This is a genomic window from Geodermatophilus sp. SYSU D00697 (assembly GCF_054050175.1).
In genome coordinates this window covers 111,083-136,702 of sequence record NZ_JBJGYV010000005.1, presented here as the reverse complement: position 1 = coordinate 136,702, position 25,620 = coordinate 111,083, and the positions used below count along the sequence as shown (strand labels likewise).

At 75.0% G+C, this 25,620-nt stretch carries 27 protein-coding genes and 1 tRNA gene; 13 read left to right on the top strand and 15 right to left on the bottom strand.

Features of this window, described 5'->3' with window-relative positions:
• Nucleotides 1-9: 9 nt before the first annotated feature.
• The gene (locus tag ACI79C_RS06920) at nucleotides 10-240 is read right to left on the bottom strand and encodes a hypothetical protein (protein WP_456944889.1); all 231 of its coding nucleotides are present in this window, start codon (nucleotides 238-240) and stop codon (nucleotides 10-12) included.
• Nucleotides 241-357: 117 nt separating this feature from the next.
• Between ACI79C_RS06920 and ACI79C_RS06915 the strand changes: the two genes are divergently transcribed.
• Entirely contained in the window at nucleotides 358-996 is a 639-nt protein-coding gene (locus ACI79C_RS06915; RefSeq protein ID WP_456944888.1) for an MBL fold metallo-hydrolase, read from the top strand.
• Nucleotides 997-1,023: 27 nt separating this feature from the next.
• Here the strand turns inward: ACI79C_RS06915 and ACI79C_RS06910 are convergent, their stop codons facing one another.
• The 4 genes from ACI79C_RS06910 to ACI79C_RS06895 all read right to left on the bottom strand — a co-directional run bounded on the left by ACI79C_RS06910 (nucleotide 1,024) and on the right by ACI79C_RS06895 (nucleotide 2,968).
• A complete protein-coding gene (locus ACI79C_RS06910) occupies nucleotides 1,024-1,293 on the bottom strand; it encodes a GlsB/YeaQ/YmgE family stress response membrane protein (protein WP_456944887.1) in 270 nt (89 codons plus the stop codon).
• A gap of 111 nt (nucleotides 1,294-1,404) precedes the next feature.
• Nucleotides 1,405-1,872, bottom strand: coding sequence for an SRPBCC family protein (locus ACI79C_RS06905; RefSeq protein ID WP_456944886.1), 468 nt, complete (start codon nucleotides 1,870-1,872; stop codon nucleotides 1,405-1,407).
• A 34-nt stretch (nucleotides 1,873-1,906) separates the two neighbouring features.
• Complete coding sequence (locus tag ACI79C_RS06900; RefSeq protein ID WP_456944885.1) at nucleotides 1,907-2,647, bottom strand: GntR family transcriptional regulator; 741 nt, start codon at nucleotides 2,645-2,647, stop codon at nucleotides 1,907-1,909.
• Nucleotides 2,648-2,698: 51 nt separating this feature from the next.
• Nucleotides 2,699-2,968, bottom strand: coding sequence for a DUF167 domain-containing protein (locus ACI79C_RS06895; protein ID WP_456944884.1), 270 nt, complete (start codon nucleotides 2,966-2,968; stop codon nucleotides 2,699-2,701).
• Between the two features lie 102 nt (nucleotides 2,969-3,070).
• Between ACI79C_RS06895 and ACI79C_RS06890 the strand changes: the two genes are divergently transcribed.
• The gene (locus ACI79C_RS06890) at nucleotides 3,071-3,637 is read left to right on the top strand and encodes a TetR/AcrR family transcriptional regulator (RefSeq protein ID WP_456944953.1); all 567 of its coding nucleotides are present in this window, start codon (nucleotides 3,071-3,073) and stop codon (nucleotides 3,635-3,637) included.
• 16 nt (nucleotides 3,638-3,653) lie between these two features.
• On the opposite strand, the gene ACI79C_RS06885 is transcribed toward ACI79C_RS06890, so the two are convergent.
• Nucleotides 3,654-4,859 (bottom strand): metallophosphoesterase, encoded by a 1,206-nt coding sequence (locus ACI79C_RS06885; protein WP_456944883.1) that lies wholly within the window; start codon nucleotides 4,857-4,859, stop codon nucleotides 3,654-3,656.
• A gap of 100 nt (nucleotides 4,860-4,959) precedes the next feature.
• A complete protein-coding gene (locus ACI79C_RS06880; protein ID WP_456944882.1) occupies nucleotides 4,960-6,522 on the bottom strand; it encodes a CYTH and CHAD domain-containing protein in 1,563 nt (520 codons plus the stop codon).
• 142 nt (nucleotides 6,523-6,664) lie between these two features.
• Between ACI79C_RS06880 and ACI79C_RS06875 the strand changes: the two genes are divergently transcribed.
• The gene (locus ACI79C_RS06875; protein WP_456944881.1) at nucleotides 6,665-7,690 is read left to right on the top strand and encodes a PRC and DUF2382 domain-containing protein; all 1,026 of its coding nucleotides are present in this window, start codon (nucleotides 6,665-6,667) and stop codon (nucleotides 7,688-7,690) included.
• A 32-nt stretch (nucleotides 7,691-7,722) separates the two neighbouring features.
• On the opposite strand, the gene ACI79C_RS06870 is transcribed toward ACI79C_RS06875, so the two are convergent.
• From ACI79C_RS06870 to ACI79C_RS06840, 7 genes are all read right to left on the bottom strand, one after another.
• Nucleotides 7,723-8,526, bottom strand: coding sequence for a nitrilase-related carbon-nitrogen hydrolase (locus tag ACI79C_RS06870; RefSeq protein WP_456944880.1), 804 nt, complete (start codon nucleotides 8,524-8,526; stop codon nucleotides 7,723-7,725).
• Nucleotides 8,523-9,713 carry a pyridoxal phosphate-dependent aminotransferase gene (locus ACI79C_RS06865; protein ID WP_456944879.1) on the bottom strand — a complete coding sequence of 397 codons (1,191 nt, stop codon included), beginning with the start codon at nucleotides 9,711-9,713 and terminating at the stop codon, nucleotides 8,523-8,525. The genes ACI79C_RS06870 and ACI79C_RS06865 overlap by 4 nt, the downstream gene beginning before the upstream one ends.
• Before the next feature lie 41 nt (nucleotides 9,714-9,754).
• Nucleotides 9,755-9,979 carry an RNA-binding S4 domain-containing protein gene (locus tag ACI79C_RS06860; RefSeq protein ID WP_456944878.1) on the bottom strand — a complete coding sequence of 75 codons (225 nt, stop codon included), beginning with the start codon at nucleotides 9,977-9,979 and terminating at the stop codon, nucleotides 9,755-9,757.
• A 327-nt stretch (nucleotides 9,980-10,306) separates the two neighbouring features.
• Nucleotides 10,307-11,026 carry an MOSC domain-containing protein gene (locus ACI79C_RS06855; protein WP_456944877.1) on the bottom strand — a complete coding sequence of 240 codons (720 nt, stop codon included), beginning with the start codon at nucleotides 11,024-11,026 and terminating at the stop codon, nucleotides 10,307-10,309.
• A 1-nt stretch (nucleotide 11,027) separates the two neighbouring features.
• Nucleotides 11,028-11,936 carry an aldose 1-epimerase family protein gene (locus tag ACI79C_RS06850; protein WP_456944876.1) on the bottom strand — a complete coding sequence of 303 codons (909 nt, stop codon included), beginning with the start codon at nucleotides 11,934-11,936 and terminating at the stop codon, nucleotides 11,028-11,030.
• Nucleotides 11,937-12,071: 135 nt separating this feature from the next.
• Complete coding sequence (locus tag ACI79C_RS06845; RefSeq protein WP_456944875.1) at nucleotides 12,072-12,551, bottom strand: GNAT family N-acetyltransferase; 480 nt, start codon at nucleotides 12,549-12,551, stop codon at nucleotides 12,072-12,074.
• Nucleotides 12,552-12,561: 10 nt separating this feature from the next.
• Nucleotides 12,562-13,161: a TetR/AcrR family transcriptional regulator gene (locus ACI79C_RS06840; protein WP_456944874.1), complete on the bottom strand. Its 600-nt coding sequence runs from the start codon at nucleotides 13,159-13,161 to the stop codon at nucleotides 12,562-12,564.
• A gap of 83 nt (nucleotides 13,162-13,244) precedes the next feature.
• Between ACI79C_RS06840 and ACI79C_RS06835 the strand changes: the two genes are divergently transcribed.
• The 3 genes from ACI79C_RS06835 to ACI79C_RS06825 all read left to right on the top strand — a co-directional run bounded on the left by ACI79C_RS06835 (nucleotide 13,245) and on the right by ACI79C_RS06825 (nucleotide 15,506).
• Nucleotides 13,245-14,408 carry an acyl-CoA dehydrogenase family protein gene (locus ACI79C_RS06835; RefSeq protein ID WP_456944873.1) on the top strand — a complete coding sequence of 388 codons (1,164 nt, stop codon included), beginning with the start codon at nucleotides 13,245-13,247 and terminating at the stop codon, nucleotides 14,406-14,408.
• A gap of 61 nt (nucleotides 14,409-14,469) precedes the next feature.
• Nucleotides 14,470-14,949: a pyridoxamine 5'-phosphate oxidase family protein gene (locus tag ACI79C_RS06830; RefSeq protein WP_456944872.1), complete on the top strand. Its 480-nt coding sequence runs from the start codon at nucleotides 14,470-14,472 to the stop codon at nucleotides 14,947-14,949.
• An 89-nt stretch (nucleotides 14,950-15,038) separates the two neighbouring features.
• Nucleotides 15,039-15,506, top strand: a complete 468-nt coding sequence (locus tag ACI79C_RS06825) for a DUF1707 SHOCT-like domain-containing protein (RefSeq protein ID WP_456944871.1) — start codon at nucleotides 15,039-15,041, stop codon at nucleotides 15,504-15,506.
• 52 nt (nucleotides 15,507-15,558) lie between these two features.
• On the opposite strand, the gene ACI79C_RS06820 is transcribed toward ACI79C_RS06825, so the two are convergent.
• A tRNA-Leu gene (locus ACI79C_RS06820) sits at nucleotides 15,559-15,641 on the bottom strand.
• Between the two features lie 187 nt (nucleotides 15,642-15,828).
• Between ACI79C_RS06820 and ACI79C_RS06815 the strand changes: the two genes are divergently transcribed.
• The 7 genes from ACI79C_RS06815 (at nucleotide 15,829) to pknB (ending at nucleotide 25,604) form a co-directional block, all read left to right on the top strand.
• Nucleotides 15,829-16,641: an FhaA domain-containing protein gene (locus ACI79C_RS06815; protein WP_456944870.1), complete on the top strand. Its 813-nt coding sequence runs from the start codon at nucleotides 15,829-15,831 to the stop codon at nucleotides 16,639-16,641.
• A gap of 211 nt (nucleotides 16,642-16,852) precedes the next feature.
• On the top strand, nucleotides 16,853-17,314 hold the full coding sequence (locus ACI79C_RS06810; protein WP_456944869.1) for an FHA domain-containing protein FhaB/FipA: 462 nt from the start codon (nucleotides 16,853-16,855) through the stop codon (nucleotides 17,312-17,314).
• A 55-nt stretch (nucleotides 17,315-17,369) separates the two neighbouring features.
• On the top strand, nucleotides 17,370-18,752 hold the full coding sequence (locus ACI79C_RS06805) for a PP2C family protein-serine/threonine phosphatase (RefSeq protein WP_456944868.1): 1,383 nt from the start codon (nucleotides 17,370-17,372) through the stop codon (nucleotides 18,750-18,752).
• 43 nt (nucleotides 18,753-18,795) lie between these two features.
• Nucleotides 18,796-20,214, top strand: a complete 1,419-nt coding sequence (locus ACI79C_RS06800; RefSeq protein WP_456944867.1) for an FtsW/RodA/SpoVE family cell cycle protein — start codon at nucleotides 18,796-18,798, stop codon at nucleotides 20,212-20,214.
• Nucleotides 20,211-21,653, top strand: a complete 1,443-nt coding sequence (locus ACI79C_RS06795) for a peptidoglycan D,D-transpeptidase FtsI family protein (protein WP_456944866.1) — start codon at nucleotides 20,211-20,213, stop codon at nucleotides 21,651-21,653. The genes ACI79C_RS06800 and ACI79C_RS06795 overlap by 4 nt, the downstream gene beginning before the upstream one ends.
• The gene (locus tag ACI79C_RS06790) at nucleotides 21,653-23,551 is read left to right on the top strand and encodes a protein kinase domain-containing protein (RefSeq protein WP_456944865.1); all 1,899 of its coding nucleotides are present in this window, start codon (nucleotides 21,653-21,655) and stop codon (nucleotides 23,549-23,551) included. The genes ACI79C_RS06795 and ACI79C_RS06790 overlap by 1 nt, the downstream gene beginning before the upstream one ends.
• 133 nt (nucleotides 23,552-23,684) lie before the next feature.
• Nucleotides 23,685-25,604, top strand: coding sequence for a Stk1 family PASTA domain-containing Ser/Thr kinase (pknB, locus tag ACI79C_RS06785; protein ID WP_456944864.1), 1,920 nt, complete (start codon nucleotides 23,685-23,687; stop codon nucleotides 25,602-25,604).
• Nucleotides 25,605-25,620: the final 16 nt, after the last annotated feature.

The window sequence follows — 25,620 nt, the reverse complement described above, 5'->3', positions numbered from 1 at the left end:
GGTCCTCCCTCAGCGGGTGAGGACGACGCAGGCCGGGCAGACGTCGCGGGCCGGCGTCGGCCACGCCTCGTCGACGGTGATGCGCGCCAGCGAGCCGCACAGGGTCAGCTCGCAGGCGCCGTCGAGCTCGGCGGTGGGCCGGTGCAGCTCGACCGCGTGCCACAGGGCCGCGGTGGGGCCGTGGGCGCGGCTGCGGGCCGGGACGTAGGTGGGTGCGGGAGCGAGGGTGGAGGTGCTCATGCGGAGACGGTCGGCACGGGGGGCCGGGAGGGACACGGCCCGTCCCGGTGCCCTCCCCCGGAGGGGTGAGACGGCCACCCGATCGCCGACCCGACGGCGGCGGGGCAGGATGCGGTCATGGAGCTGACCAAGCACGGCCACGCCTGCGTCGTCCTCAGCGAGGGTGACCGGCGGCTGGTCATCGACCCCGGCGCCTTCACCGACCCGGCGGTCCTCGACGGCGCCGGCGCCGTCCTGGTGACCCACGAGCACTTCGACCACTTCGCGGCCGACGTGCTGCGCGCGGCGATGGACGCCGACCCGGCGCTGGAGGTGTGGAGCAACCGCTCGGTGGCCGGTCAGCTCGACGGGCTGGGCGGGCGGGTGCACGTCGTCGGCCACGGCGACGCGGTCACCGCGGCCGGGTTCGACGTGACGGTGCACGGGGAGATGCACGCGGTGATCCACCGCGACGTCCCGCAGATCCTCAACGTGGGGTTCCTGGTGGACGGCCAGGTCTTCCACCCCGGCGACGCCCTCACGGTGCCGGAGGTGCCCGTCCCCACCCTGCTGCTGCCGGTGCACGCCCCCTGGTCGAAGGTCTCCGACGTCATCGACTACGTCCGCGCGGTGGACGCCGACCAGGCGTACGCGATCCACGACGCGTTGCTCAGTGAGCAGGGGCTGGGGGTCTACGGCGGCTGGCTGGGCGAGCGCGGCCCCGGCACGCCCACCCCCTACAGCCGGCTGTCCCCGGGGGACTCGGTCGACCTCTGAGGTCGGCCGGGTCCCCCGGGCGCAGCGTCAGCGGACGGCGCGGTTGCGACCGCCCGAGAGGCCCTCGGCGACGCCGATGAGCACCACCGCGGCGATCACGGCCACGATGAACCCGAGCACGTTGAGCTCCCAGATGTCGCCGGTGCCCAGCAGGCTGGCGACGACGCCGCCGATGAGTGCACCCACGACGCCCAGGACCAGCGTCATCAGGATGCTCAGCCGCTGCTTGCCCGGCTTGATGAGGCGGGCCAGCGCCCCGATGATCAGGCCGACGACGATGAGACCGAGGATCTGCACGTCTTCCTCCTTGCGTCCTCGGGCGCGCCCCAGTCGGCACACCCGTTCGGCGAGGTGGCTACCCCAAGATCACCGCGGCACACCTGCCGGTCACCCGATCGTGATCCTTCCTCAGCTCCGGGACAACACCTCCACGTGCGCGGGGAGCCGGTCCAGCTCGCCGTCCACGGTCCGCTGCACCATCTGCCGGACCGCCCCGCGCTGCAGCCGCCGGGCCAGCCGGCCGCCGGTGCGGGGCTCGTGGCTCACGGTGATGGTGACGCGGGTCGCGCCGGAGTCGGCGTCGGCCAGCTCGATCCGCGTCGTCCACGTCTCCGGGGTCAGCTCCAGCCGGGTGGTGACCGCCCGCCGGGGCTCCCACTCGACGATCTCGCCTCGCGGCGCCCCGGCGGGCGGCTGGGCGCCGTCGTCGAGCCGGCCGGGCACGCAGACGAACGTCGTCCCCACGCCCGGGGACCCGGCGCCGTCGACGACGTAGGAGACGTCGCACACCGTGCAGTAGGGGGCCAGGACGGCGAGGGCGCGCCACACCCGGACGCGGTCGAAGGGCACCTCGCGGGTGCCGCTGACGGTGGTCATCCCCGCCGACGGTAGTCGGCGCCGGCCCACCCCCTCACCGGCCGCCGACGGAGACCTCGAACTCCACCTGGCTGACGTCCGGGCGCAGCCGCGAGAAGCTGTGCACCTGCGGCTGACCGCTGCTGTCGCGCACCGTCGTCCGGACGACGAGCAGCGGCGACCCGGCCACGACCCCGAGCACGTCGGCCTCGTCCGGCGCCGCCGTCCCCACGTCGACGACGATCCGCGCGTGCGCCAGGTCGGCGGAGTACTCCCGGCGCAGGAAGTCGTAGAGCGACCCCTCGCTGAAGTCCTCCTCCGCCGCGCGGGGGTAGGTGGCGGCGGCCATGAAGCTGTGCGCGACGTGGTTGGGGACGCCGTCGAGGCTGCGCAGCCGGACCAGCTCGACGACGTCGGTCGCCGGCTCCAGGCCCAGCTCGGCCGCGACCGGCGGCTGCACCGGCACGATCCGCTGGGTGAGCACCGTGGTGCCCACCTGGGCGCCCTGCTCGGTCATGACCGAGCTGAACCCGGCGATGCGGTGCACGAAGCTCTCGCGGTACTCGTGCCGGATGGCGGGGCGGGTGACGTAGGTGCCCCGGCCCTGCTCACGCACGAGGTGCCCGTCGGCGACCAGGCCGTCGACGGCGCGGCGCAGGGTGATCCGGCTGACCCCGTACTCGGCGCAGAGGACCGGTTCGGGAGGCAGCAGCGTGTGTTCGGGGAGCGCGGACACCCGGCGGCGCAGGTGCTCGCGGACCGACAGGTACTTCGGTCCCGACACGGCACTGGTCACGACAGCAAAGGTACTGGACAGGTAGACGTCTGGTCGTCTGAGACGTCTGTCTCAGCCGGTCGTGTCATCCCCCGGGAGAGCGGCCGGCCGGGAGCGGTCGCCGCCCTCGACCTCCACGACCTCCGTCCGGCTGGTCGGGCCGCTCACCAGGGACACCTGCCGCCGCCGCACGCACAGGGCCGCCGCCACCGCGGTCAGCGCCGCCTCCGTGGCCCGGCCCTCCACCGGGCGCGCCGCCACCCGGACGACGAGCGCGCCGTCGTGGTTGCCACCCACCACCGTCCGGGCCGCGCCGGGGCACACCCGGATCGTTCCGCGCACCACGGCAGTGTCCCGATCCGACGGGATGAGAGGCTGCACGCCAGCACCACGCGGTATCGCATCCTCCGTACGGGATGCCCGGAGGATGGCAGGTTGGACAGCGTGTCGCAGGACCCCCGCGCCCGGCGCCGCCAGGAGACGCACCGGCGCATCTACGCCTGCGCCATGCGGCTGTTCCAGGAACGTGGCTACGACGAGGTGACCGTCGCCCACATCACCGCGGCGGCGGGGGTCTCAGTACCCACCTTCTACGACCACTTCCCGAGCAAGGAGCACATCGTCCTGCCGATGCCCCGGGCCGAGGAGGTCGAGCAGGTCCTCCCCGCGATGAGCGAGGGGCTCACCGTGGCCGAGCGGGTGCGGCGGGGCATCCTGGGCTGGCTGGCCGGCTACCAGGGGGAGGACCGCGAGGAGCTCCTGGCCCGGTGGCGGGTCGTCGTCGCGACGCCGGGCCTGCGCACCCGGGCGGCGACCTTCGAGCGGGCCACCGCCGAGATGGTGCTCGGTCTGGTGCAGTCCGAGGACTCGGCCAGCGGCCTGCCGGACGTGGTCGTCGCGGCCAGCCTGTCCGCCTACACCCAGATCCTCCTCCGCTGGGCCGAGGCCGACGGCCGGGTGCCGCTGGAGGAGGTCGCCGAGCAGGTGCTGGCCGCCCTCCGCGAGCTCTGACCCCGGTCGGGTCGGCTCAGGGCGCCCGCAGCTCCACGACGGCGACCTCCGGCCGGGCGCCGACCCGCATCGGCGGCCCCCAGTACCCGGCGCCGGTGGTCACGTAGAGCTGGGTGTCGCCGACCCGGGACAGCCCCTCGACCGACGGCTGGTCGAGCCGGATGGCGTAGTCGAACGGCCACAGCTGCCCACCGTGGGTGTGGCCGGACAGCTGCAGCCCGACGCCCGCGGCGCTGGCCTGCTCGACCATCCACGGCTGGTGGGCCATCAGCACCAGCGGGACGGCGTCGTCGCGGCCGTCCAGCGCGGCGTCGAGGTCGGCGCCGTGACCGGGGACGCCGGAGCGCGCGGCCGTCCGGTCGTCGATGCCGGCCAGGTCGAGCGACGCACTGCCGCGGCGGACCGCGACCCGCTCGTTGCGCAGGACCTGCACCCCGAGGGTGGGCAGGTGGTCCAGCCAGGCGGTGGTGTCGACGAAGTACTCGTGGTTGCCGGTGACGAAGTAGACCCCCTGCCCGCTGACCAGGTCGCCCAGCGGCGCGACGTCCTCGCGCAGGTCGGCCACGTCGCCGTCGACCAGGTCGCCGACGATCGCCACGACGTCGGGGCGCTGGGCGTTGACCGTCTCCACCAGTCGCTCGAACCGCCGCCCGCCGTAGGTGGCCGACAGGTGCCCGTCGGAGAAGGTGACGATCCGCAGGCCGTCCAGGGCGGGGTCCAGCCCGGGCAGGGTCACCGGCACCCGCCGGACGACGGGCGCGGAGTTGGCCAGGTACGCGCCGGTGCCCGCCGTCCCGAGCGCGACCGCCCCCGCCGTCACGGCGAGCCCGCGGGCCAGCAGCAGGCGGCGGGACGGGTCGGCGACGGTGTCGGCCTCCGCCGGGGCCTCCGGCATGGTGTCCGCCGGCGCCGTCCCGGCGGGGACGGGCACGGACGCGCGCTGCCCGGCGCCCGCCCACCGCCGCGCGAGCAGCCGCACCGGTTCCAGCGCGAGGAGCGCCAGGAACAGGTAGAACGCGACGCCGAGCCAGCTGAAGCCGACCCACTGCAGGGCGGTGGTGGCCGCGGAGTCCTCGCGGCGCAGCAGCACCGCGCCGGCGGGCAGGAGCGCCAGGACGACCGTCAGCAGGGTCAGCCGGCTGCGCGCCGGCCCGGGGAGCGTGGTGCTGCGGACCAGCCGCCACCAGAGGTAGGAGTGCAGGAGGACCAGGGCCAGCAGCACGACCGTGCCGAAGCCGAGCAGGCCGATGAGGGACAGCGGGGGCCTCGTTTCTCGGGGCGGGCTTCTCGGGACCGGCGGGGTTCTGGAGGGACCGGCGAGCTCAGGCGCGGACGGCGGCGCGGATCGCCTTGCGCAGGGACGGCTCCATCGTCCAGAACTCCGCCTGGGCGGCGGCGGCGCGACCCTCCTCGAGGCCGTGCAGCCGGCCGTAGGTCCAGGGGTTCTCGCCGGCGGCGAAGGCGGCCCGCCCCAGACGGGTGCAGTACTGGCGGGTGACGACGGTGTCCTGCGAGGCGCCCAGCACGTCCTGGACCTGCTTCATGAGGTCGACCAGCTCCGCCGCCGGGGCGCCGAGCACGTCGGAGGCCACCTCGGCGGTGTAGCGGACCCGCTTGGCGGCCTTGCGGGCCTCGTGCAGCTCGTGCTCCCGCTCGGCGCCCTCGGACGACCGCGCCGCCTCGACCGCCCGGCGCAGGCGCTTGCCGGTGCGCCGGACGGCGTCGGCGAGCACCGCGGGCGCGGGGTCGGCAGCCGCCTCGGTGACCGGCGGGTCCGCCAGCAGGGCGTCGAGGGCGTCGAGCAGGCGCAGGTAGCGGCGGTCGGCGAGGGCCCGGGCGACCTTCCGCGAGCCGGCCTCGTGGTCCTTGACGGTGGTCTGCTGGATGCGGGCGACGACGGGCCCGAGCACCAGCTCCACCGGCTGGGCCTCGACCAGTTCGCGCAGGTGCTGGAGAGCGACCTCACCGTCCCGCGCGCCGGACAGCTGCTCGCCCACCCAGCGCAGCTCGTCGCGCAGCGGGTCGGTCTGCTCACGGTCCAGCACGGGCCGGAAGGCGGCGAGGATGCTGCGCAGCCGGCGGCAGGCGACGCGGACGTCGTGCACGCCCTCGGGCTGCTCGGTGCGGACGGCGAGGTCGGCCCCGCGCAGCGCGGCGAGCTGGCCGGCCAGGGCGGTCAGGACGACGTCCCCCGCCGATGGACCCTCCTGCTTCTTCTTGCCCTTCTTCCCCGGAGGCGCCGTCGCCGGCTCGCGCTCCGGCCCGGCGGCCGGCACCCGGCCGTCGAGCACCCGGCCGACCTTCGACGGCACCGCCGAGACCCGGGCGCCGGCCGCGACCAGGCGCTCGGTGACCGCCTCGAGCAGCACCTCGTCGCCGCCGACCAGCTCGACCTCGAGCTCGCGCCAGGTGGTGACCGTCGCGGGCTCCCCGGGGTCGGCGGCCAGGGCGGTGCCGACGACGCTGTCGTCGGCGACCTCGGCCAGCACCCGGCCCTCGTCGTCGAGCAGGCGGTGCACGACGCGGCGGGTGCGCAGGGTGGCGACCGGGCCGGGCGTCGCCGTCCCGAGCAGGCCCAGCACGGGGGCGACGACCGCCTTGGGCACCGTCCGGCCGGCCCGCCCGAGCGGCTGGTGCAGCTCACGGCGGGCGCCGGCCGCGGCGGGCAGCTTCACGTGCCAGCCGGCGTCCGAGCCCCCGGTGCGTCGCCGCAGGGTGACCCGGGAGCGCAGCAGCCGCAGGTCGGGGGTGTCGAAGTAGGTGGCCTCGAGCTCCTGCTCGTCCGGCGCGCCGACCGCGGCCACCCCGTCCACGTCGAGGCTCGGCAGGCTGAAGGCGTCGTCGGCCTCGAACTTGCGCTCGATCTCCAGGTGCTCGGTGGTCACGATCCGCCACGGTAGGCCAGGTCCGGGCTGGTCAGCACACCGCCGACGCCACCGCCGATGTTCGCGGGAGGCCCGCTCTGGGCACGCCCCCGCGCAGGAGAGTGCCCCGTCGGGGCCTCCTGCAGGAGGGGAGCCGCCTGAGATGTTGAGCGAGCGGGAGCTGGCCGCGGCGATCGGCGCGACGGCGTACGGCCCGGACGGGCAGAAGATCGGCACGGTCGAGCACTTCTTCACCGACGACCGCACGGGGGCACCCACCTGGGTCGCGGTGTCGACCGGCCTGTTCGGGACCCGCCACTCCGTCGTCCCGGCCTCGGAGGCGACGTTCGGCGACGGGGCGCTGCAGCTGCCGGTGACGCGGGACGCCGTCCGCAATGCGCCGCACGTCTCCGACGAGCACCTCGACCCCGACGCCGAGGAGCTGCTGCGCCGGCACTACTCCGTGGACAGCGCGGCCGGGGACGCCAGCACCGTGGACAGCGGGGAGGGGCGCGCCGCGGCGGGTGCCGGGTCCGCGGCCGTCGCGGACACGGCGGGTGCGGAGCCGGACGAGCAGACCGCGCCGGTGGCGACCACCGCCTCCGACGGGGACACCGTCCGCGTCGAGCAGACCGGCCGGGCGGGGGACACCGTGCAGGTGGGCGGAACCACACCCGCGGGCGCCGCCGGGGCGGCCGTCGCAGGGGCACCCGTCGCCGGGGCGGCCGGTGCGGCAGCCGGCGCCGCGGGCAGGACCGCCGCCCCCGACGACGCGATGACCCGCAGCGAGGAGCAGCTGCGGGTGGGGACCGAGCGGGTCGCCGCGACGCGCGCCCGGCTGGTCAAGTACGTGGTGACCGAGGAGGTGACCCTCACCGTCCCGATCCGCCGCGAGGAGATCCGGGTGGAGCAGGTGCCGGTCGACGCCCCGGACCCGGACCCCGGTGAGTCACTGGCACCCGACCCCACCCCGGGCGGGACCGGCGCGGGCGGCCCCTCCGCGGCCACGTCGGGCCTGCCCGGGGAGATCGTCCTGCACGCCGAGCGGCCGGTGGTCTCGGTCGAGGTCGTGCCGGTGGAGCGGGTGCGGTTGAGCACCGACGTGGTGACCGGCCAGGAGCGGGTGACCGAGCAGCTGCAGCGGGAACAGATCGTCGTCGACGAGGACCGCACGCCCCGAGCGGAGTGAGCGGGCGCCTCCTCCGCGCCCCTGCGCTCCGCTCAGCTGCGGCGGTCGGCCAGGAAGGGCAGCCGCGCCCGGACGGTGGCGACCTCAGCGGGGTCGACGTCGGCCACCACCAGCGTCTCCACCCCGGCGGCGGTGGCCAGCAGCTCCCCCATCGGGCTGACGATGCGGCTGTCACCGGCGTGCTCGGTGCCGTCGCCGGCCGCACCCACCCGGTTGCAGCCCACGACGTAGGCCTGGTTCTCGATCGCCCGCGCCTGCAGCAGCGTTCGCCAGTGCAGCCGCCGGGCCGCGGGCCAGTTCGCCGTCACCAGGTAGACGTCGGTGTCCTGGGCCGCGGCCCAGAAGACGTCGGCGAAGCGCAGGTCGTAGCAGATGAACGGGGTGATCCGCAGCCCGCCGATGTCCACGGTGAGCGGCTTCTCCCCGGCGCGGAACCGCTCGTGCTCGCCGCCGTGGGTGAACGGGTGCAGCTTGCGGTAGCGGTGCACGGTGCCGTCGGGGCCGGCGATCACCAGCGAGTTGTGCGGCAGGGCACCGACCTCCCCGCCCACCCCACCGATGACTCCCCCGCCCACACTGTCCGCCCCCACCTCGGGACAGCTCCCGGCCACCCACACGCCGTGCTCGGCCGCCTGCGCCTGGAGGAACTGCGAGGACGGGCCACCCTCGGGCTCACCGATGCCCGGCGTCATGGTGAACCCGGTGGAGAACGTCTCGCTCAGCAGCACGAACTCCGCCCCCGCACCGACCGCCCGGGCCACCTGCGGAGCCAGCCGGGCGAAGTTGGCCGCCCGGTCCTCCCAGACGATGTCGTGCTGGACCGCCGCGATCCTCATCGGCTCATCCTCTCCAGTCGCTCCACGGCCTCCCCCAGCACGGCGTCGCCCTTGCAGAAGGCGAACCGGACGAGGTGCCGGCCCAGCGCCGCGTGCGCGGGGTCGTAGAACACCACGGTGGGGATGGCGACGACACCCGCCCGCTGCGGCAGCGAGCGGCAGAACGCCACGCCGTCCCCGTCGGGCTGCACCGGCCGGACGTCGACGGTGGCGAAGTAGGTCGCCTCCGGGCAGACGACCGGCAGCCCGGCAGCGGTCAGCCCCTCGACGAGCACGTCGCGGCGGTACTCCAGGTCGCGGGCGATGCCGGTGAAGTACTCGTCGGGCAGCCGCAGCCCCGCGGCGACGGCCGGCTGGAACGGCCCGCCGTTGACGTAGGTGAGGAACTGCTTGGCGGTGCGGACGGCGGCCACCAGCTCAGCCGGGCCGCAGATCCAGCCGACCTTCCAACCGGTCACGTTGAACGTCTTGCCGGCGCTGCTGACCACGAGCGTGCGCTCCCGCATGCCCGGGAACGTGGCGATCGACGTGTGCCGGCTGCTGCTGAAGACCAGGTGCTCGTACACCTCGTCGGTGAGCACCAGCAGCTCGTGCTCCATGGCCAGGGCGGCCAGCGTGCCCAGCTCGCTGCGGGTGAAGACCTTGCCGGTCGGGTTGTGCGGGCTGTTCACCAGCAGCAGCCGGGTCCGCGGGGTCACCGCCGCCCGCAGCTCGGCGGGGTCGAAGGTCCACGGGCCGGTGCCGGACTCCGGCGGCCGCAGCGGCACCGGCCGGGCCACACCGCCGGCCATGGCGATCCCGGCGGCGTAGCAGTCGTACATCGGCTCGAAGAGGACGACCTCGTCGCCGGGCTCCAGCAGCGCCAGCAGCGCGGCCGTGAGCGCCTCGGTGGCGCCCGCGGTGACCAGCACCTCGTCGGCCGGGTCGTAGGCGTGACCGCCGAACCGCCGCCCGTGCTCGGCGATCGCCGCGCGCAGCTCCGGGATGCCGGGCCCGGGCGGGTACTGGTCGTGCGGGGTGCCGATCGCGGCCCGGGCGACGTCGAGCACCTCGGGCGGGCCCGGGTAGTCGGGGAACCCCTGGCCGAGGTTGATCGACCCGGTGGCGACGGCGAGCGCGCTCATCTCGGCGAACACCGTCGTCCCGAAGCCCTGTAGGCGGGCCGACAGGTACGGCGCTCGGGTCATGCCCCCCAGCCTGGCAGACGAGGTTCCACGTGGAACGGCGGTCAGCCGACGAGCACGTCCTCCATGCCCTCGATTTGCACCACGTCACCCCGGCGGACCTGCCGGCCGCGCCGCTCCTCGGGCTCGCCGTTGACCCGCACTGCGCCGGTGAGCAGCACGTCCTTCACCTGGGCGCCGGTCGGCACGGCGTCGACCAGCTTGAGCAGCTGCCCGAGGCGGATGGAGTCCTCGCCGGGACGCAGGTCGACGGTGCGCACGCTGCTCATGGTCCCTGACACCGGTCGGCTGCCCCCGCTCCGGTCCGCCGCTGGGCCACCGCTGGGCTGCCGGGGCTCGCTGCGGTGTCACTGCTGCGCCACCCCTGGGCCGCCGGGGCTCGCTGCGGTGCCTCCCCCCCCCCCCCGCGGCAGGCGGAGCCGCCCCGGAACCGGTCCGGTCAGCACCCTGTCCTTGCAGGTGCTCGTGCTCTGCATGCGCCCGGTACGCAGAGCACGAGCACCGCGACACCGACCCCGCGCCCCCGCCCTTCGCGCTCTGCATGCGCCCGGTACGCAGAGCACGAGCACCGCGACACCGACCCCGCGCCCAGGCCCTCAGCTGACGGCGTCCACCTCGTCGCCCACGGTCACGCGCCCCGGCCGCACCACCAGCGCACCGATCGCCAGCGTGCCGCCGCGCTCGCGGTGCACCGTCCGCAGCACCCCCGTGTCCCGGCCGATCCCCCCGGGCTGCGGCCGGGTGACCATCACACAGCGGTCGATGGGCTTGACGACGTCCAGCTCGGCGTCACCCAGCCGCACCCGGGTCCCGACCAGCGCGTCCTCCCCCTCCCCGTCGAGGAGCACGTTCGCGCGGAAGCGGCGCCGGTCCCAGGTGCCCAGCGTGCCGGTGGAGACCAGCGAGACGCGGACGCGGGAGCTGTCGTGGAAGGCCCCGCGGGCGCCGGTGAAGGCGTCCCAGTCGTACTCGTCCTCCTCCCCGACCTCGGCGGGGTTCTCGTATCGCCGGTCCCCCGGCGCGTCCGCCGCGGCGCGCAGCTCGACCGGACGGCCCAGCCAGGCGGAGAGGACGGCGTCGTCGGCGGTGACCGTGCCGTCCGGCAGCACCACCTCCACCGCGCCGTCGGGGCGCAGGCGGGCGGAGGCGAACAACAGGTCGGGGAACCGCCGCGCGGTGAGGCCGAAGCCGCTGGCCACGTCGAACAGCGCCCACTGACGGTCGCCGGTCAGCCCCTCCGGGCCGACGTCAGCGCCATCCACCCGCTCCCCCTGCAGGGACTTGACCGGGTAGCGCCACAGCTCTGCGACCCGCACGTCAGGCCTCCCAGGAGAGGGTCCAGGTGCCCGCCCACTCCGCCCTCGGGTCGAGGACGAGGAGGTCGACGCCGTCGGCCAGGGCGTTGGGCGGGCAGGTCATCGGCTCCACCGCCACGCTGCGCCGCCGCTGCCCCTCGGGGAGCGTGTCGCCGGTGTAGACCTGTAGCCACGGCCAGGCGCCGTCCACGGCGAGCTCGAGCTCCCCCGCCGGGCCGCGCAGCCGCACCCGCGCCCAGCCCTCGCCGTCCCGCACCAGGTCGGTGACCGGGGTGTCGATCGCGCGGTCCCCGATCCGGCCGACCGCGCCGTCGAAGGGCTCGCGCCCCCCGGTGGGCAGGCCCCCGTCGGTGATGAGCGCCGTCCGGGCCGGCACGGTCAGCTCCGCGTCCGCGATCCCGCCCTCCTCGGTCGCGCCGACCGCGAGGTAGGGGTGCATCCCGACACCGAAGGGCGCCGGCTCCTCGCCGGCGTTGCGCACCCGCACGGTCACCGTGAGGCGGCCGGGCCGCAGCGCGTAGTCGATGGCCGCAGCCAGGCGAAACGGGTAGCCCGGCCGCGGCTCGACGACGGTGCCGACGGTGACCGCGTCGCCGGCCCGCTCGAGGACCGCCCACGGCTGCCAGGACACCAGCCCGTGCGCGGCCGGCTTCCCCGGAGCGGCGACGTCGAGCTGGAGCTCCCGGCCGGCCCAGGTCCAGCGGCCCTCGCGCAGCCGGTTGGGCCAGGGCAGCAGCACCCCACCGCGGCGACCGGCCGGCACCGTCCCGGCCGCGTAGCCGTCGACGACGTCCCGGCCACCCACCGTCAGCGCCCGCAGGCCGCCACCGCGCAGGTCGACGGCCAGCCGGGCACGGCCGGCCGTCAGCTCGACCCCTGCCGGCTCGGTCGCCGGCCACGTACCGCTCATGCGCCCACCCCACCACAGGGTCAGGGGGTGCGGTCACCTGCTCGGCGATCCGCACCATCTGTTCCCGGGCCCGCGCCCCGGCGCTCCCACGACGACGGCCGCGCCGGCGGATCGGGCCCACCCCCCCCCCCCCCGTCAGGCCGGCCCGAGCACCCGCTCGTAGTACAGGGAGCAGCCGGCGTCGGGCTCGTCGACGTAGGCACCGAACGCCTCGATCGGCCGGTAGCCGGCGCTCTCGTACAGCCCGATCGCCTCCGGCTGCCGCGGGCCGGTCTCCAGGCGCAGGGTGGTCCAGCCGCGGGCCCCCGCCTCGGCCTCCAGTGCGTCGAGCAGCTGCCGGGACACCCCGCGCCCGCGCGCCGAGGGCACCACGTACATCCGCTTGAGCTCGGCGACCCCGGGCTCCAGGGCACGCAGCGCACCGCACCCGATCGCCGTCCCGTCGGCGTCCCGGGCCACGAGGACCACGCCGACGTCGGCCGCCGACGGCGGGGTGCCCGGCTCCCCCGCGCCGTCGTAGCGGCCCCGCAGCTCGGCCTGCTGCGCCGTGGTCAGGGCGCGCATCTCCGGGTCGTCCCAGGCGGCGGCGGTCACCGAGCAGGTCGAGGTGGTCACCGCCGCATCCTCACAGGCTGATCCCGTGCAGCAGCAGGGCGGCCAGCTCGCGGTAGGCGGCGGCGTCGTCCAGCCCGGTGGCGCGGGCGGTGTCGCCGCGGCCGATCCGGAACACCAGCGTGCTCACCGTGTCGGCGACCAGGGCCGGGTGCACCTCGCGGAAGCGACCGCGCGCCACGCCGTCGGCGATCAGCTCCCGCACCCGCTCCGCGGCGCGGGCGGTGTTCTGCTCGTAGACCGCCCGGCCGGGGGCGAAGGAGTCCAGGTCCCGGTAGAAGGCCGGGCCGGCCGGCGCCAGGGCCCGCGCGACGGCGGTCAGGTAGGCGGTCACCCGCAGCGCGGGGTCCTCCTCGGTCGCCGTCCGGGCCTCGACCTCGGCGGTGGCCTTGCGGAAGAAGTGCCGGATGACGCGGGCGGCGAGCTGCTCCTTGCTCCCGGCCAGCGCGTACAGGGTGCTCTTGGAGCAGTGCAGCCGGACGGCGAGGTCCTCGAGGGTGAACCGGCTGAAGCCCTCGGCCAGGAACAGCGCCTCCAGCTGGTCGAGCAGCTCGGCCTGGCGCCGGGTCAACCGGACACCCCCGGCGTCCGACGGCGGGACGGTCGTCGTCATGGCACCTCCGGCGGACAGCATCCCCCTGGACCGGGAACTGTACTGCGGTATCGTCGCCAGTACTGTCTCGACGAGGAGATGCCGTGCCGGTCGACCGTGAACTGCCCACCGAGGAGGCCGCCGACCTCCTCGCCCTCACCCGCGAGATCGCCGACGCGGAGCTGGCGCCGAAGGCGGCGTCGTACGAGCGCGAGGAGCGGTTCCCCCGGGAGGTGTTCCGCCTGCTCGGGGAGGTCGGCCTGCTCGGCCTGCCGTTCGGGGAGGACGTCGGGGGCGGCGGCCAGCCCTACGCGGTCTACCTGCAGGTGGTCGAGGAACTGGCCGCCCGCTGGGCCAGCGTCGCGCTCGGCGTGAGCGTGCACACCCTCGCCTGCTTCCCGATCGACCGGTTCGGCACCGAGGCGCAGCGCCGCGACCTGCTCCCGGCGATGGTCGGCGGGCAACTGCTCGGTGCGTACTGCCTCTCGGAGGCGCACGCCGGCTCCGATCCCCGCGCGATGCGGGCGGCCGCCAAGGCCACCGACTCCGGCTGGCTGGCCAACGGTGAGAAGGCCTGGGTCACCCACGGCGGGCACGCCGACTTCTACTCGACGTTCCTGCGCACCCCCGACGACGGCCCGCGGGGCATCTCGTGCTTCCACCTGACCCCCGACCTCGCCGGGCTGTCCGCCGCGAAGCCGGAGGAGAAGATGGGGCTGACCGCCTCGACGACGTCCGCGATCCGGCTCGACGACGTCCCGATCCCCGCTGACCGGCTGGTCGGGGAGCCCGGGCACGGCCTGGGCATCGCGCTGGCCGCCCTCGACTCCGGGCGGCTCGGCGTGAGCGCGGTCGCCGTCGGGCTGGCCCAGTCGGCGCTGGACCTGGCGATCGCCTACGCCCGGGAGCGGGAGACCTTCGGCCGGCCCATCGTCGAGCACCAGGGCGTGGCGTTCCTGCTCGCCGACATGGCCGCCGCCGTCGAGTCGGCCCGGGCCACCTACCTGGTGGCCGCACGCCGCAAGGACGCCGGGAAGCCGTACTCCCGGCAGGCCAGCATCGCCAAGCTCGTGGCCACCGACGCCGCGATGAGGGTGACCACCGACGCCGTCCAGGTCCTCGGGGGTGCCGGGTACACCCGCGACCACCCCGCCGAGCGCTTCATGCGGGAGGCGAAGGTCATGCAGATCTTCGAGGGCACCAACCAGATCCAGCGCATGGTCATCGGCCGGCACCTCGCGGCCGAGGGCACCCCCGCCGCGAGCTGACGCCGTCCCCCGGTCGTCGGGGGGGCCGATCCGTGGCTGGGCGGGTGCACCATCTGCGTCCATGGCCTCGTTCGCCGACGTGGAAGCAGCCGAGCCGGAGTTCGCCGCCCGGGTGCGGGCGGCCTTCGACGCCCATCGGCACAAGGTCCTCGCCACGCTGCGCGCCGACGGCTCGCCCCGGGTCAGCGGCATCGAGATGCGGTTCGTGGCGGGCGAGCCGTGGCTGGCCGGCATGCCAGGGTCGGTGAAGTTCGCCGACCTCCGCCGCGACCCGCGGTTCGCGCTGCACAGCGGCAGTGACGAGCCCGACACCTTCGCCGCCGACGCCAAGCTCTCCGGTCGGGCGACCGAGCTGACCGACCCGGGGGAGCGCCGGGAGTACGCGGCCGCGGCGGGCCTCCCGGAGGAGTCGATCGACTACGAGCTCTTCCGCGTCGACCTCGACCAGGTGGTGCTGACCGCCCTCAACGACGACAGGACCGCGCTGGTCATCAGCTCGTGGCGGCCGGGAACGGGGCTGACGCGGACCGAGCGGACCTGACGGGTCCCGTCCCCAACCCGTGACGAACGTCAGTGGACCCGGCGTCCCGTCGCGGACCAGACTGGACTCCCCGCTCAGAGAGGTCACCGATGCCCGAGTCGCACCTGCGCGCCGCCGACGCCGACCGTGCAGCTGTCGCCAGCCAGCTGGGCGAGCACATGTCCGCCGGCCGGTTGAGCGTCGCCGAGTACGACGAGCGCCTGGCCCGCACCTACGCCGCCCGCACCTACGGCGAGCTCGCGGAGATCACCGCGGACCTCCCCAAGACGGTCGAGCCCAAGCCCGCGCCCGCGCCCCCCGTCCCGGCCGGGCACGGGATCAGCCACGCCGGCTCCTGGGGTGGCTGGGCCGGCGGCCCCTCGCGGCAGGTCGCGTGGCGGAACTGGCTCGTGACCGCCGTCATCGTGCTGGGTGTGTGGATCACCACGTGCATCGGCAGCGGCGAGCTGCTCTACCCGTGGCCGATCTGGGTGATCGGCCCGTGGGGTGCCGTCCTGCTGGCGCAGTCGATCGGCGACCGGCGCCGGGACGACGACGGACGCCGTCCCCTGCCCTGACCCCGCAACGCAGCGAGCCGGCCCCCGAGGGACCGGCTCGCTGTCGTGTGAGTGGGCAAGGGGGGAGTTGAACCCCCACGTCCTTCCGGACACACGGACCTGAACCGTGCGCGTCTGCCATTCCGCCACTTGCCCTGGCAGGGAGAGACACTAGCAGCCCGGGGTCGGGCCGCTGGCAGGGGGGCGGCCGCAGCGCCGGACCACCCCGCACGGCTGGGGCGGGTGGGGCGCCTGGGGCGTTGCGCCACGGTCAGCCGCGCCGCACCCGGCTACGATCAACGATGGCAGATCGAGACGTCCGGGCGAGCGCAAGGGAGCGACTGTGGGTGTGCTGCAGCGCTTCGAGCGACGGCTGGAGGGGATGGTCGGGCTGGCCTTCGCCCGCATCTTCAAGGGCAAAGTCCACCCCGCGGAGATCGCCAAGGCGCTGACCCGCGAGGCCGACGAGCAGCGCTCGGTGCTCGGCGAGGGCCGGGTCCTGGCGCCCAACGTCTACGACGTCCGGCTCGGCTCCACCGACTACGAGCACCTGGCCGAGTGGTCCGAGCAACTGGCCGCCCAGCTCGCCGACATGGTCGCCGAGCACATCGAGGGCGAGGGCTACCAGGTCTTCGACGCCGTCCAGGTCCGGCTCGAGCGGGACGACGACCTGCCCACCGGCGTGTTCGAGGTCAGTTCGCACGTCGCCGACCCGGCCCGCCCCGGGACCCGCGTCGACGAGCCCGTCGCGCCGGTGACCGGCAGCGACGGCGTGCCCCCGCTGCCGCCGCTGCGGAGCCGGATGGCCACCGACACCGGCCGGCAGGTCCCGTCGTCGGTCGTGGGCCGCGCGGGGTCCAAGCCCGGCGTCACCCACGTGCTGCTCGTCGACGGCCCGGGCACTCGCCACGAGCTGACCACCGGGCGGAACGTCATCGGCCGCGGCACCGACGCCGACATCCGGCTGCCCGACACCGGGGTCAGCCGCAAGCACGTCGACGTCGTCCTCGACGGGGGCACCGCGATCGCCGAGGACCTCGGCTCCACCAACGGCACCCTGGTCAACGGCCGCCGGATCACCCGCCAGCCGCTGAGCGACGGCGACGTGATCCGCATCGGCCACTCGGTGCTGGTCTACCGGCAGGACGGCGCGTGAGCCCCCGCGGAGTGGGATCGGTGAGCAGGTGGGCGAGCGCCGGCGAGGCGGCTCCGGTGACCGAGCCGGCGAGGGCACGCAGGAGCGCAGCACGGCCCGGCACGGCGCTGGTGAGCGCCAGCGAGGCGGCTCCGGTGACCGAGCCGGCGAGGGCACGCGGGAGCGCAGCACGGCCCGGCACGGCGCTGGTGAGCGCCAGCGAGGCGGCTCCGTGACGGCCGAGATCGTCCTGCAGATCTTCCGCTTCGGCTTCCTGCTGCTGTTGTGGCTGTTCATCTTCGCGGCCTTCCGCGTGGTCCGCGCCGACCTGTTCGGCGGCCGCGCCGGCCGGGTGGCGTCGGTGCCGCCCCGCGCGGCCGCGCCGGGCAAGCGGAAGAGCCGCGGCCCGAAGACGCTGGTGGTCACCGCCGGCCCGCTGACCGGGACCAAGATCACCCTCGGGGACCAGCCGATCCTCATCGGCCGCGCCGACGACTCCACGCTGGTGCTGACCGACGACTTCGCCAGCTCGCGGCACGCGCGGCTGACCAACCGCGGCGGCCAGTGGTACGTCGAGGACCTCGGCTCCACCAACGGCACCTACCTGGACCAGCAGCGCGTCCAGGGGCCACTGCTCGTGTCCCCGGGCCAGCCGATCCGCATCGGCCAGACGGCCCTGGAGCTGCGTACATGACAGTCACCTGCGAGTGCACCCCGAGGAGCGGTCGCATCCCCGGGAGCCCGATCCGATGAGCCTGGCACTCCGCTACGCGGCCCGGTCCGACCGTGGACTGGTCCGCGGCAACAACCAGGACTCGGTGTACGCCGGGCCCCGGCTGCTCGCCGTCGCCGACGGCATGGGCGGCCACGCCGCCGGCGACGTCGCCAGCAAGGTGGTCATCGCGGCGCTGGAGCACCTGGACGACGACGCGCCCTCCGGCGACATGCTGCAGGCGCTGCGCGCGGCCGTGTTCGACGGCAGCGAGCACCTGCGCGAGGTCATCCGCGAGTCCCCGCAGCTGGAGGGCATGGGGACGACGCTGACCGCCGTCCTGTTCGCCGGCGGACGGCTGGCGCTGTGCCACATCGGGGACTCCCGCGCCTACCTGCTGCGCGACGGCGTCCTCACCCAGATCACCCACGACGACACGTTCGTGCAGACGCTCATCGACGACGGCCGGATCACCCCGGAGGAGGCCAACCACCACCCCCAGCGCTCGCTGCTGCTGCGCGCGCTGAACGGGCAGGAGGTCGACCCGGACCTGTCGATGCGGGAGGCCCGCGCAGGCGACCGCTACCTGCTGTGCTCCGACGGGCTCTCCGGTGTGGTGAGCGAGGAGACCCTCGCCGAGGCGCTCAAGGACCCCGATCCCCAGTCGACCGCCGACCGGCTCATCGAGCTGGCCCTGCGCAGCGGCGGCCCGGACAACATCACCGTGATCGTCGCCGACGTCGTGGAGGACGGCGGGCACGACGCCCCGCTGGAACCGGTCGTCGACGGTGCGGCCGGCGACAACGTCGGCCAGCGCGAGGTCGACCCGCGGTCGGCCGCCGGGCGCGCCGCCCTGGCCGACCCGCCGCCGCCTCCCCCGGCGTCCCCGGGGCCGGCGGCCTCCGCCGCACCGCCGCGCCGGCGCCGCCGTCGGCTGCTCTGGGCCCTGGGTGCGGTGGTGCTGCTGGCCGCGGCCGCCGTCGGCGCGTACATGTGGGTGCTGTCCAACTGGTTCGTGGGTGTGCAGGAGACCTCCGACGGCGAGCAGGTCGCGGTCTTCCGCGGCATCGACACCGCGCTGCTGGGGGTCGATCTCAACCAGGTCTCGGACGTGACCGACCTCGCCGTCGGCGACCTCACCCAGGCCGACGCGAGCAAGGTCCGGCGCGGCATCGAGGCGACCGACGGAGCGCACGCCGAGCGGATCGTGGCCATGCTGCGCGACTCCCGGCTGCCGGTCTGCCCCTCGGCCGACGAGGAGGGTGGGACGGCGCTGTCGGCCTCCCCCACCCCCGACCAGCCGGCCCCGGACGGCGACGCGACGCCGTCGGAGTCCGCGGAGCCGACCGGAGCGGCGCCGACGACGACGGAGCGGACGGCGACGCCCGAGCCCGGCGTGGACTGCCGGGAGGCGCGGTGACCGGGGTCCGGGAGGGCGGCCGACGAGGGAACGGGGTGGTGGCGTGACCGCGGCCCCGTCCACCGACCCCCGCGCCGTCGCGCCGGGCGCGACGACGCCCACGCGGCGCAACACGGAGCTGGCGATGCTCGGCTTCGCCGTGCTCATCACGCTGGCCGCGCAGTGCATCGTCGACCTGACCATCACCGGGTCGCTGCGCCCCGAGCTGGTCACCTTCGGCGGCTGGTTCACCGCGCTGTGGGCGGTGGTGCACGTCGTCGTCCGGAGGTTCGCCCCCTACGCCGACCCGCTGCTGCTGCCGGCCGTGGCGCTGCTCACCGGGCTCGGGCTGACCATGATCCACCGGCTCGACCTCGCCGGCGAGCAGGTCGACGCCACCGCCACCCGGGAGGACGCACCGGTCCAGCTGATCTGGGCGACGCTGGGTGTGGCGCTGTTCGTGGCCGTGGTCGTGGTGCTGCGGGACCACCGGCTGCTCTCCCGGTTCGCCTACACCCTGGCCCTCGTCGGCCTGGTGCTGCTGGCCCTCCCGGCGGTGCTCCCCGCGTCGATCTCCGAGGTGTACGGCGCCAAGATCTGGATCCGCGTCGCGGGCTTCAGCATCCAGCCCGGCGAGTTCGCCAAGATCTGCCTGGTCGTCTTCTTCGCGGCCTACCTGGTCGACAAGCGCGACGTCCTCGCGCTGGCCAGCCGCCGGGTGATGGGCCTGGAGGTCCCCCGCGCCCGCGACCTCGGCCCGGTGCTGGTCGCCTGGGCGATGTCGATCCTCGTGCTGGTCTTCGAGCGCGACCTGGGCAGCTCGCTGCTGCTGTTCGGCATCTTCGTGGTGATGCTCTACGTCGCCACCGAGCGGGCCAGCTGGCTGCTCATCGGCGTCGGCCTGTTCGCCGCGGGCGCGTTCCTGGCCTACCAGCTGTTCGGGCACGTGCGGGTCCGCGTCGACACCTGGCTGGACCCCTTCGCCTACCGCGACGAGGGCGGCTACCAGCTGGTCCAGTCGCTGTTCGGGCTGGGCACCGGCGGGCTGTTCGGCGCCGGCCTCGGCGGCGGCCGCCCCGACCAGGTGCCGGTCGCCAAGAGCGACTTCATCGCGGCCGCCCTCGGCGAGGAGCTGGGGCTCTTCGGCCTGGTCGCGCTGATCATCGTCTACCTGATCCTGGTCGAGCGCGGCCTGCGGACGTCGCTGATCGTCCGCGACGCGTTCGGCAAGCTGCTCGCCGCGGGCCTGTCCTTCGCCATCGCCTGGCAGGTGTTCGTCGTCCTGGGCGGGGTCACCGGGCTGCTGCCGCTGACCGGTCTGACCACCCCGTTCGTCGCCTACGGCGGGTCCTCGCTGGTGGCCAACTTCGTGCTGGTCGCCGTCCTGGTGCGGATCAGTGACGCCGCCCGCCGCCCGGCCGCCCCGGCCGGTCCCCCCAAGCCGGCGCTGGGCGACGCCCCGACCGAGGTCGTGACGCCGTGAACGCCCCCCTGCGCCGCGTGGCGATCAGCGTGCTCGTCCTGTTCACGCTGCTCATCGTCAACGTCAACTACATCCAGGTGGTGCGCTCCGACGAGCTGCGCAACGACACCGGCAACACGCGCGTCCTCACCGAGGAGTACGACCGGGAGCGGGGCTCGATCGTCGTGGCGGGGACCGAGATCGCGAACTCCGTCGCCACCGACGACCGGCTGACCTACCTGCGGCAGTACCCGCAGGGCCCGCTGTACGCGCCGGTGACCGGCTACTACTCGCTGGTGTACGGCAACGCGCAGGTGGAGCGGGCCGAGAACGAGATCCTCGCCGGCTCCGACGGCCGCCTGTTCGCCCGGCGCATCGCCGACCTGTTCACCGGCCGCGACCCCAGCGGGGGTGACGTCGTCCTCACGCTGGACCCGGCCGTCCAGGAGGCCGCCATGGCCGGGCTGGAGGGCGTGACGGGCGCGGTGGTCGCGCTCGACCCGTCGACCGGCGCGGTGCTGGGCATGGCCAGCACGCCCACCTACGACCCGAACCTGCTCTCGAGCCACGACCCGCAGGCCATCCGGGACTACTGGGCGCAGCTCAACGAGGCCGACCGCGACCCGCGGCTCAACCGGGCCATCAGCGACAACTACCCGCCGGGATCGGTGTTCAAGGTGATCGTCTCGGCGGCCGCGCTGTCGACCGGGGAGTACACCCCCGACACGGTGATCCCGGCGCCGGACACGCTGACCCTGCCCGGCACCTCCACGGAGCTGGAGAACTTCGGCGGCTCCCGCTGCAGCAGCACCGGCGAGCAGCCGCTGATCGACGCGCTCACCATCTCCTGCAACACCGCCTTCGCCCAGCTCGGCATAGACCTCGGCGAGGACCGCGTCCGGGAGATGGCCGAGGCGTTCGGGATGGACGGCGAGCGGCGCGAGATCCCCCTCACGGTGGAGCCCAGCACCATGGGTGACCCGGAGAACGACGCGCAGCTCGGCGTGAGCTCCATCGGCCAGCAGAGCGTGGTGGTGACCCCGCTGCAGGCGGCGATGATCGCCGCCGCGGTCGCCAACGACGGCACGCTCATGACGCCCTACCTGGTCGACCAGCTGCGCGCCCCCGACCTGTCCGTCCTCGACGAGACCGACCCGGAGGAGCTGAGCGAGCCGGTCACCCCCGAGGTGGCCGACCAGCTGACCGAGATGATGGAGAGCGTCGTCACCAACGGCTCGGGCCGGTCCGCCCGCATCTCCGGCGTCCAGGTGGCCGGCAAGACCGGGACGGCGGAGAACGCCGGGCCCGACCACAACTGGTTCATCGGGTTCGCACCCGCCGACGACCCGCAGATCGCGGTCGCGGTCTTCGTCGCCAACGGCGGGGGTACGGGTGGGGACGTGTCCGCACCCATCGCCCGCCAGGTCATGCAGGCACACCTCGAGGGACAGGGCGGCTGATGGCTCTCTCCACCGGCACGGTGCTCGCCGGCCGCTACGAGATCACCGCCCCGATCGCCACCGGCGGCATGGGCGAGGTCTGGCGGGCCCGGGACCGCGTGCTCGACCGCGTCGTCGCCGCCAAGGTCCTGCGCAGCGAGTTCACCGGCGACCCGAGCTTCGTCGCGCGGTTCCGCAACGAGGCCCGGCACACCGCGGCGCTCAGCCACCCCAACATCGCCTCGGTCTACGACTACGGGGAGACCCAGGACGAGCGCGGCGCCCAGCTGGCCTTCCTCGTCATGGAGCTGGTCGAGGGCAAGCCGCTGGTCACGATCCTCCACGAGGAGGGCAAGCTCCCGGTCGACTGGACCCTGCACGTCCTCGGCCAGGCCGCCGACGGGCTCTCGGCCGCGCACGAGGCCGGCGTCGTCCACCGCGACATCAAGCCCGGCAACCTCATCGTGCGCCCGGACGGCGTGGTGAAGCTGACCGACTTCGGCATCGCCCGCGCGCGCGACGCCACGCCGCTGACCCGCACCGGCATGGTCGTCGGCACCGCCCAGTACCTCTCGCCCGAGCAGGCGCAGGGCTTCGACGTCACGGCCGCCTCCGACGTCTACTCCCTGGGCGTCGTGGGCTACGAGTGCCTGACCGGTGGCCGCCCCTTCGACGGCACCTCGCAGGTCGCCGTGGCGCTGGCGCACATCAACCGGCCGCCGCCGCCGCTGCCCGCGAACATCCCCGCCCCGGTGCGGCTGCTCATCGAGCGCGCGCTGGCCAAGGACCCCGCCGACCGCTTCCCCGACGGCGGTGCGTTCGCCGCCGCCGTCCGTTCCGTGGCCGCGGGCAACGGGCTGGCCACCGGCAGCGGGGCCGCCACCGGGAACGGGGTGTACGCCGTCCCGGGCACACCGGCGACCGACCGGACCGAGGTCGTCCCCGACATCGGCGACGACCGCACCGCCGTCGTCTCCGACCTCGGCGAGGACCGCACCGAGGTCCTGGGCGCCGCGTCGGCGGGCGGGACGGGCGGACCGGGCACGGCGGCGGGCACCATGCCGCCGCTGCGCCGTCCGCCGGAGGACGACGAGGACTGGGCCGACCGCTACGCCGGCGGACGCCACGCCGAGAAGCAGCCGGGCCGCCGCAACCGCACGGCCTGGCTGGTCGCGGGCCTGGTCCTGCTCGCGGTGCTGGCCGGGGTCTCCTGGTTCCTGCTGTCGGGCGGTGAGGACGACCCGGGCTCGGGTACGGCCGGCGCCACGACCACGTCGGCGGCTCCCGTGACGACGTCCGCCGGGACGTTCACGATCGACCCGGCGCAGCTCGTCGGCCGGCCGGCCGACGACGTCCAGGCCGAGCTCGAGGCCCTGGGCCTCGGGCTGGTGGTCCAGCAGGAGCCGGCGAGCGCCGCCCAGCTCCAGGCGGCCGGCACCAGCCTGTCCCGAGGGGACGTCGTCACGACCGACCCGAGCGGCGGCCCGGTGGGTCAGGGCGCCACGGTGACGCTGTTCTACGCCCCCGCGGACTTCTCGCCCGACAGCGGCGAGGAGGAGCCCTCGCAGGCGCCGGAGACCTCCGAGGCCCCGGCCACCACCACGGCCCCGCGCACCCAGGACGACGAGGACTCCGACGCGCCGGCCACCACCACCCGGCGGACCACGACGCCCCCGCCGGTGGAGGAGCCGGGCGATACCGGCAACGGCAACGAGGACGACGACGGCGACACCGGCAACGGCAACGGCGGCGGCAGCCAGGATGAGGACACCGACGGCGGTACCGGGGGCGACACCGAGGACGAGGGGAACCTGCCGGCCGATCCCGCACCGCCGGCCGGCACCGTCGCGCCGTCGGCCGCCGAGTCCCCGATCGCGGGAGCCCAGAACGCCGCGGCGGCGCAGGACCCGGCGGCGTGATCGCCCTCCCCCGCGCCGCCCGGGTCCGGACCGCCGGAGCGGTTAGGCTCCGCGGCGGCCCACCCGTCCACAGCGCTCCCCCGTGCCCCCCACCCCCCTGGACGCAGGACCGCACCGCCCGAGAGGACCCCTGATGACCACGCCGCAGGTGCTCGGTGAGCGCTACGAGATCGGCGGGGTGCTCGGTCGCGGCGGCATGGCCGAGGTGCACCGGGGCCGGGACCTGCGGCTGGGTCGCGAGGTGGCGGTCAAGGTCCTGCGCAGCGACCTGGCCCGGGACCCCTCCTTCCAGGTCCGCTTCCGGCGCGAGGCGCAGGCCGCGGCGTCGCTGAACCACCCGGCGATCGTCGCCGTGTACGACACCGGCGAGGACCGCACCGCCAGCGGTGCCACCCCCTACATCGTCATGGAGTACGTCGAGGGCCAGACGCTGCGCGACGTGCTGCGGCGCGAGGGCGTTCTCTCCCCGGAGCGGGCGATGAGCCTGGCCGCCGACATCTGCGGCGCCCTGGACTTCAGCCACCGCAACGGCATCGTCCACCGCGACGTGAAGCCCGGGAACGTGATGATCACGCCGCAGGGCTCGGTCAAGGTCATGGACTTCGGCATCGCGCGGGCGGTCTCGGACTCCGCCGCGACGATGACCTCGACCGCCGCGGTCATCGGCACCGCCCAGTACCTCTCCCCCGAGCAGGCGCGCGGCGAGGGCGTCGACGCCCGCTCCGACGTCTACTCGCTGGGCTGTCTGCTCTACGAACTGGTGACCGGTGCGCCGCCGTTCACCGGCGACTCACCGGTCTCGGTGGCCTACCAGCACGTGCGCGAGGACCCGCGGCTGCCCTCGTCGATCAACCCGGCCATCCCGCCGGAGCTCGACGCGATCCTGCTCAAGGCGATGAGCAAGAACCCGGCCAACCGCTACCAGTCGGCCGCCGACATGCGCAACGACCTCCTCCGGGCCCTGGCCGGGCAGCGGGTCGAGGCCACGCCGGTCATGAACGACGCCGAGAAGACGGCGATCATCGGGGCGCCGGTCGGCTACGACGGCGAGGACTGGGCCGACGAGGACGACGCCGCCCGGAAGCGCAAGCGCAACCGCGTCATCGCCGCCGTCGCCGCAGCGGTGCTGGTCATCGGCGGCGTGATCGCCCTGGCGGTGCTGCTCAACTCCGGGGGCGACGAGGAGCCGCCCCCCGTCGCCCAGGTGGCGGTGCCCAACATGGTCGGGCAGGACGAGGCCGCGGCCACCCAGGCGCTCCAGGCCGCCGGCCTGCGCGTCGGAGCAGTCACCACCGCCCCCAGCTCCGAGGAGCAGGAGGGGCAGGTCATCAGCTCCGACCCGGCCGGCGGTGCCCAGGTCCCCCCGGACTCGGAGGTGCGGCTGGTGATCGGCGGCGGCGTGGACACCATCGAGGTGCCGGCCGTCATCGGGCTGGACGCCGACCGGGCCCAGACCACCCTCGAGAACGCCGGCTTCCAGCGGGTCAGCACCGACGAGGTCGACTCGCTGCAGGCAGAGGGCACCGTCGTCGACGTGTCGCCCAGCGAGGGCAGCGCGGTCGACCCGAGCACCGCGGTGACCCTGTCGGTCTCCGACGGCGACATCCCGCTGCCCGACGTGGTGGGCCAGCAGCAGCAGGCGGCCACGCAGGCGCTCCGGGACGCGGGCTTCACCAACGTCAGCCCCGAGGAGGTCGACTCCGACCAGCCCGAGGGCACCGTCGTCGCCATGGACCCCGCCGCGGGCACCCAGGCGGCCGCGGGGGACGGGATCACGCTGCAGGTCTCCAGCGGGCCCGGGGAGATCGAGGTGCCCGACGTGGTCGGCCAGCGCGAGGCGCAGGCGCGGGCCGCCCTCCAGCAGGCCGGGTTCACCGGGACCATCACCGTGGAGACGACGGAGGCCTCCGACCCCGGGGACGTCGGCGTGGTGCTCGCGGTCGACCCCGACGAGGGCACCTCGGCCGCGGCCGACGAGCCGATCACCCTGACCGTCGGGGAGGCGCCGGACGAGCCGACGCCCACCACGACGACCCCGGCGCAGCAGGACTGACGCACGACGGGCCCCC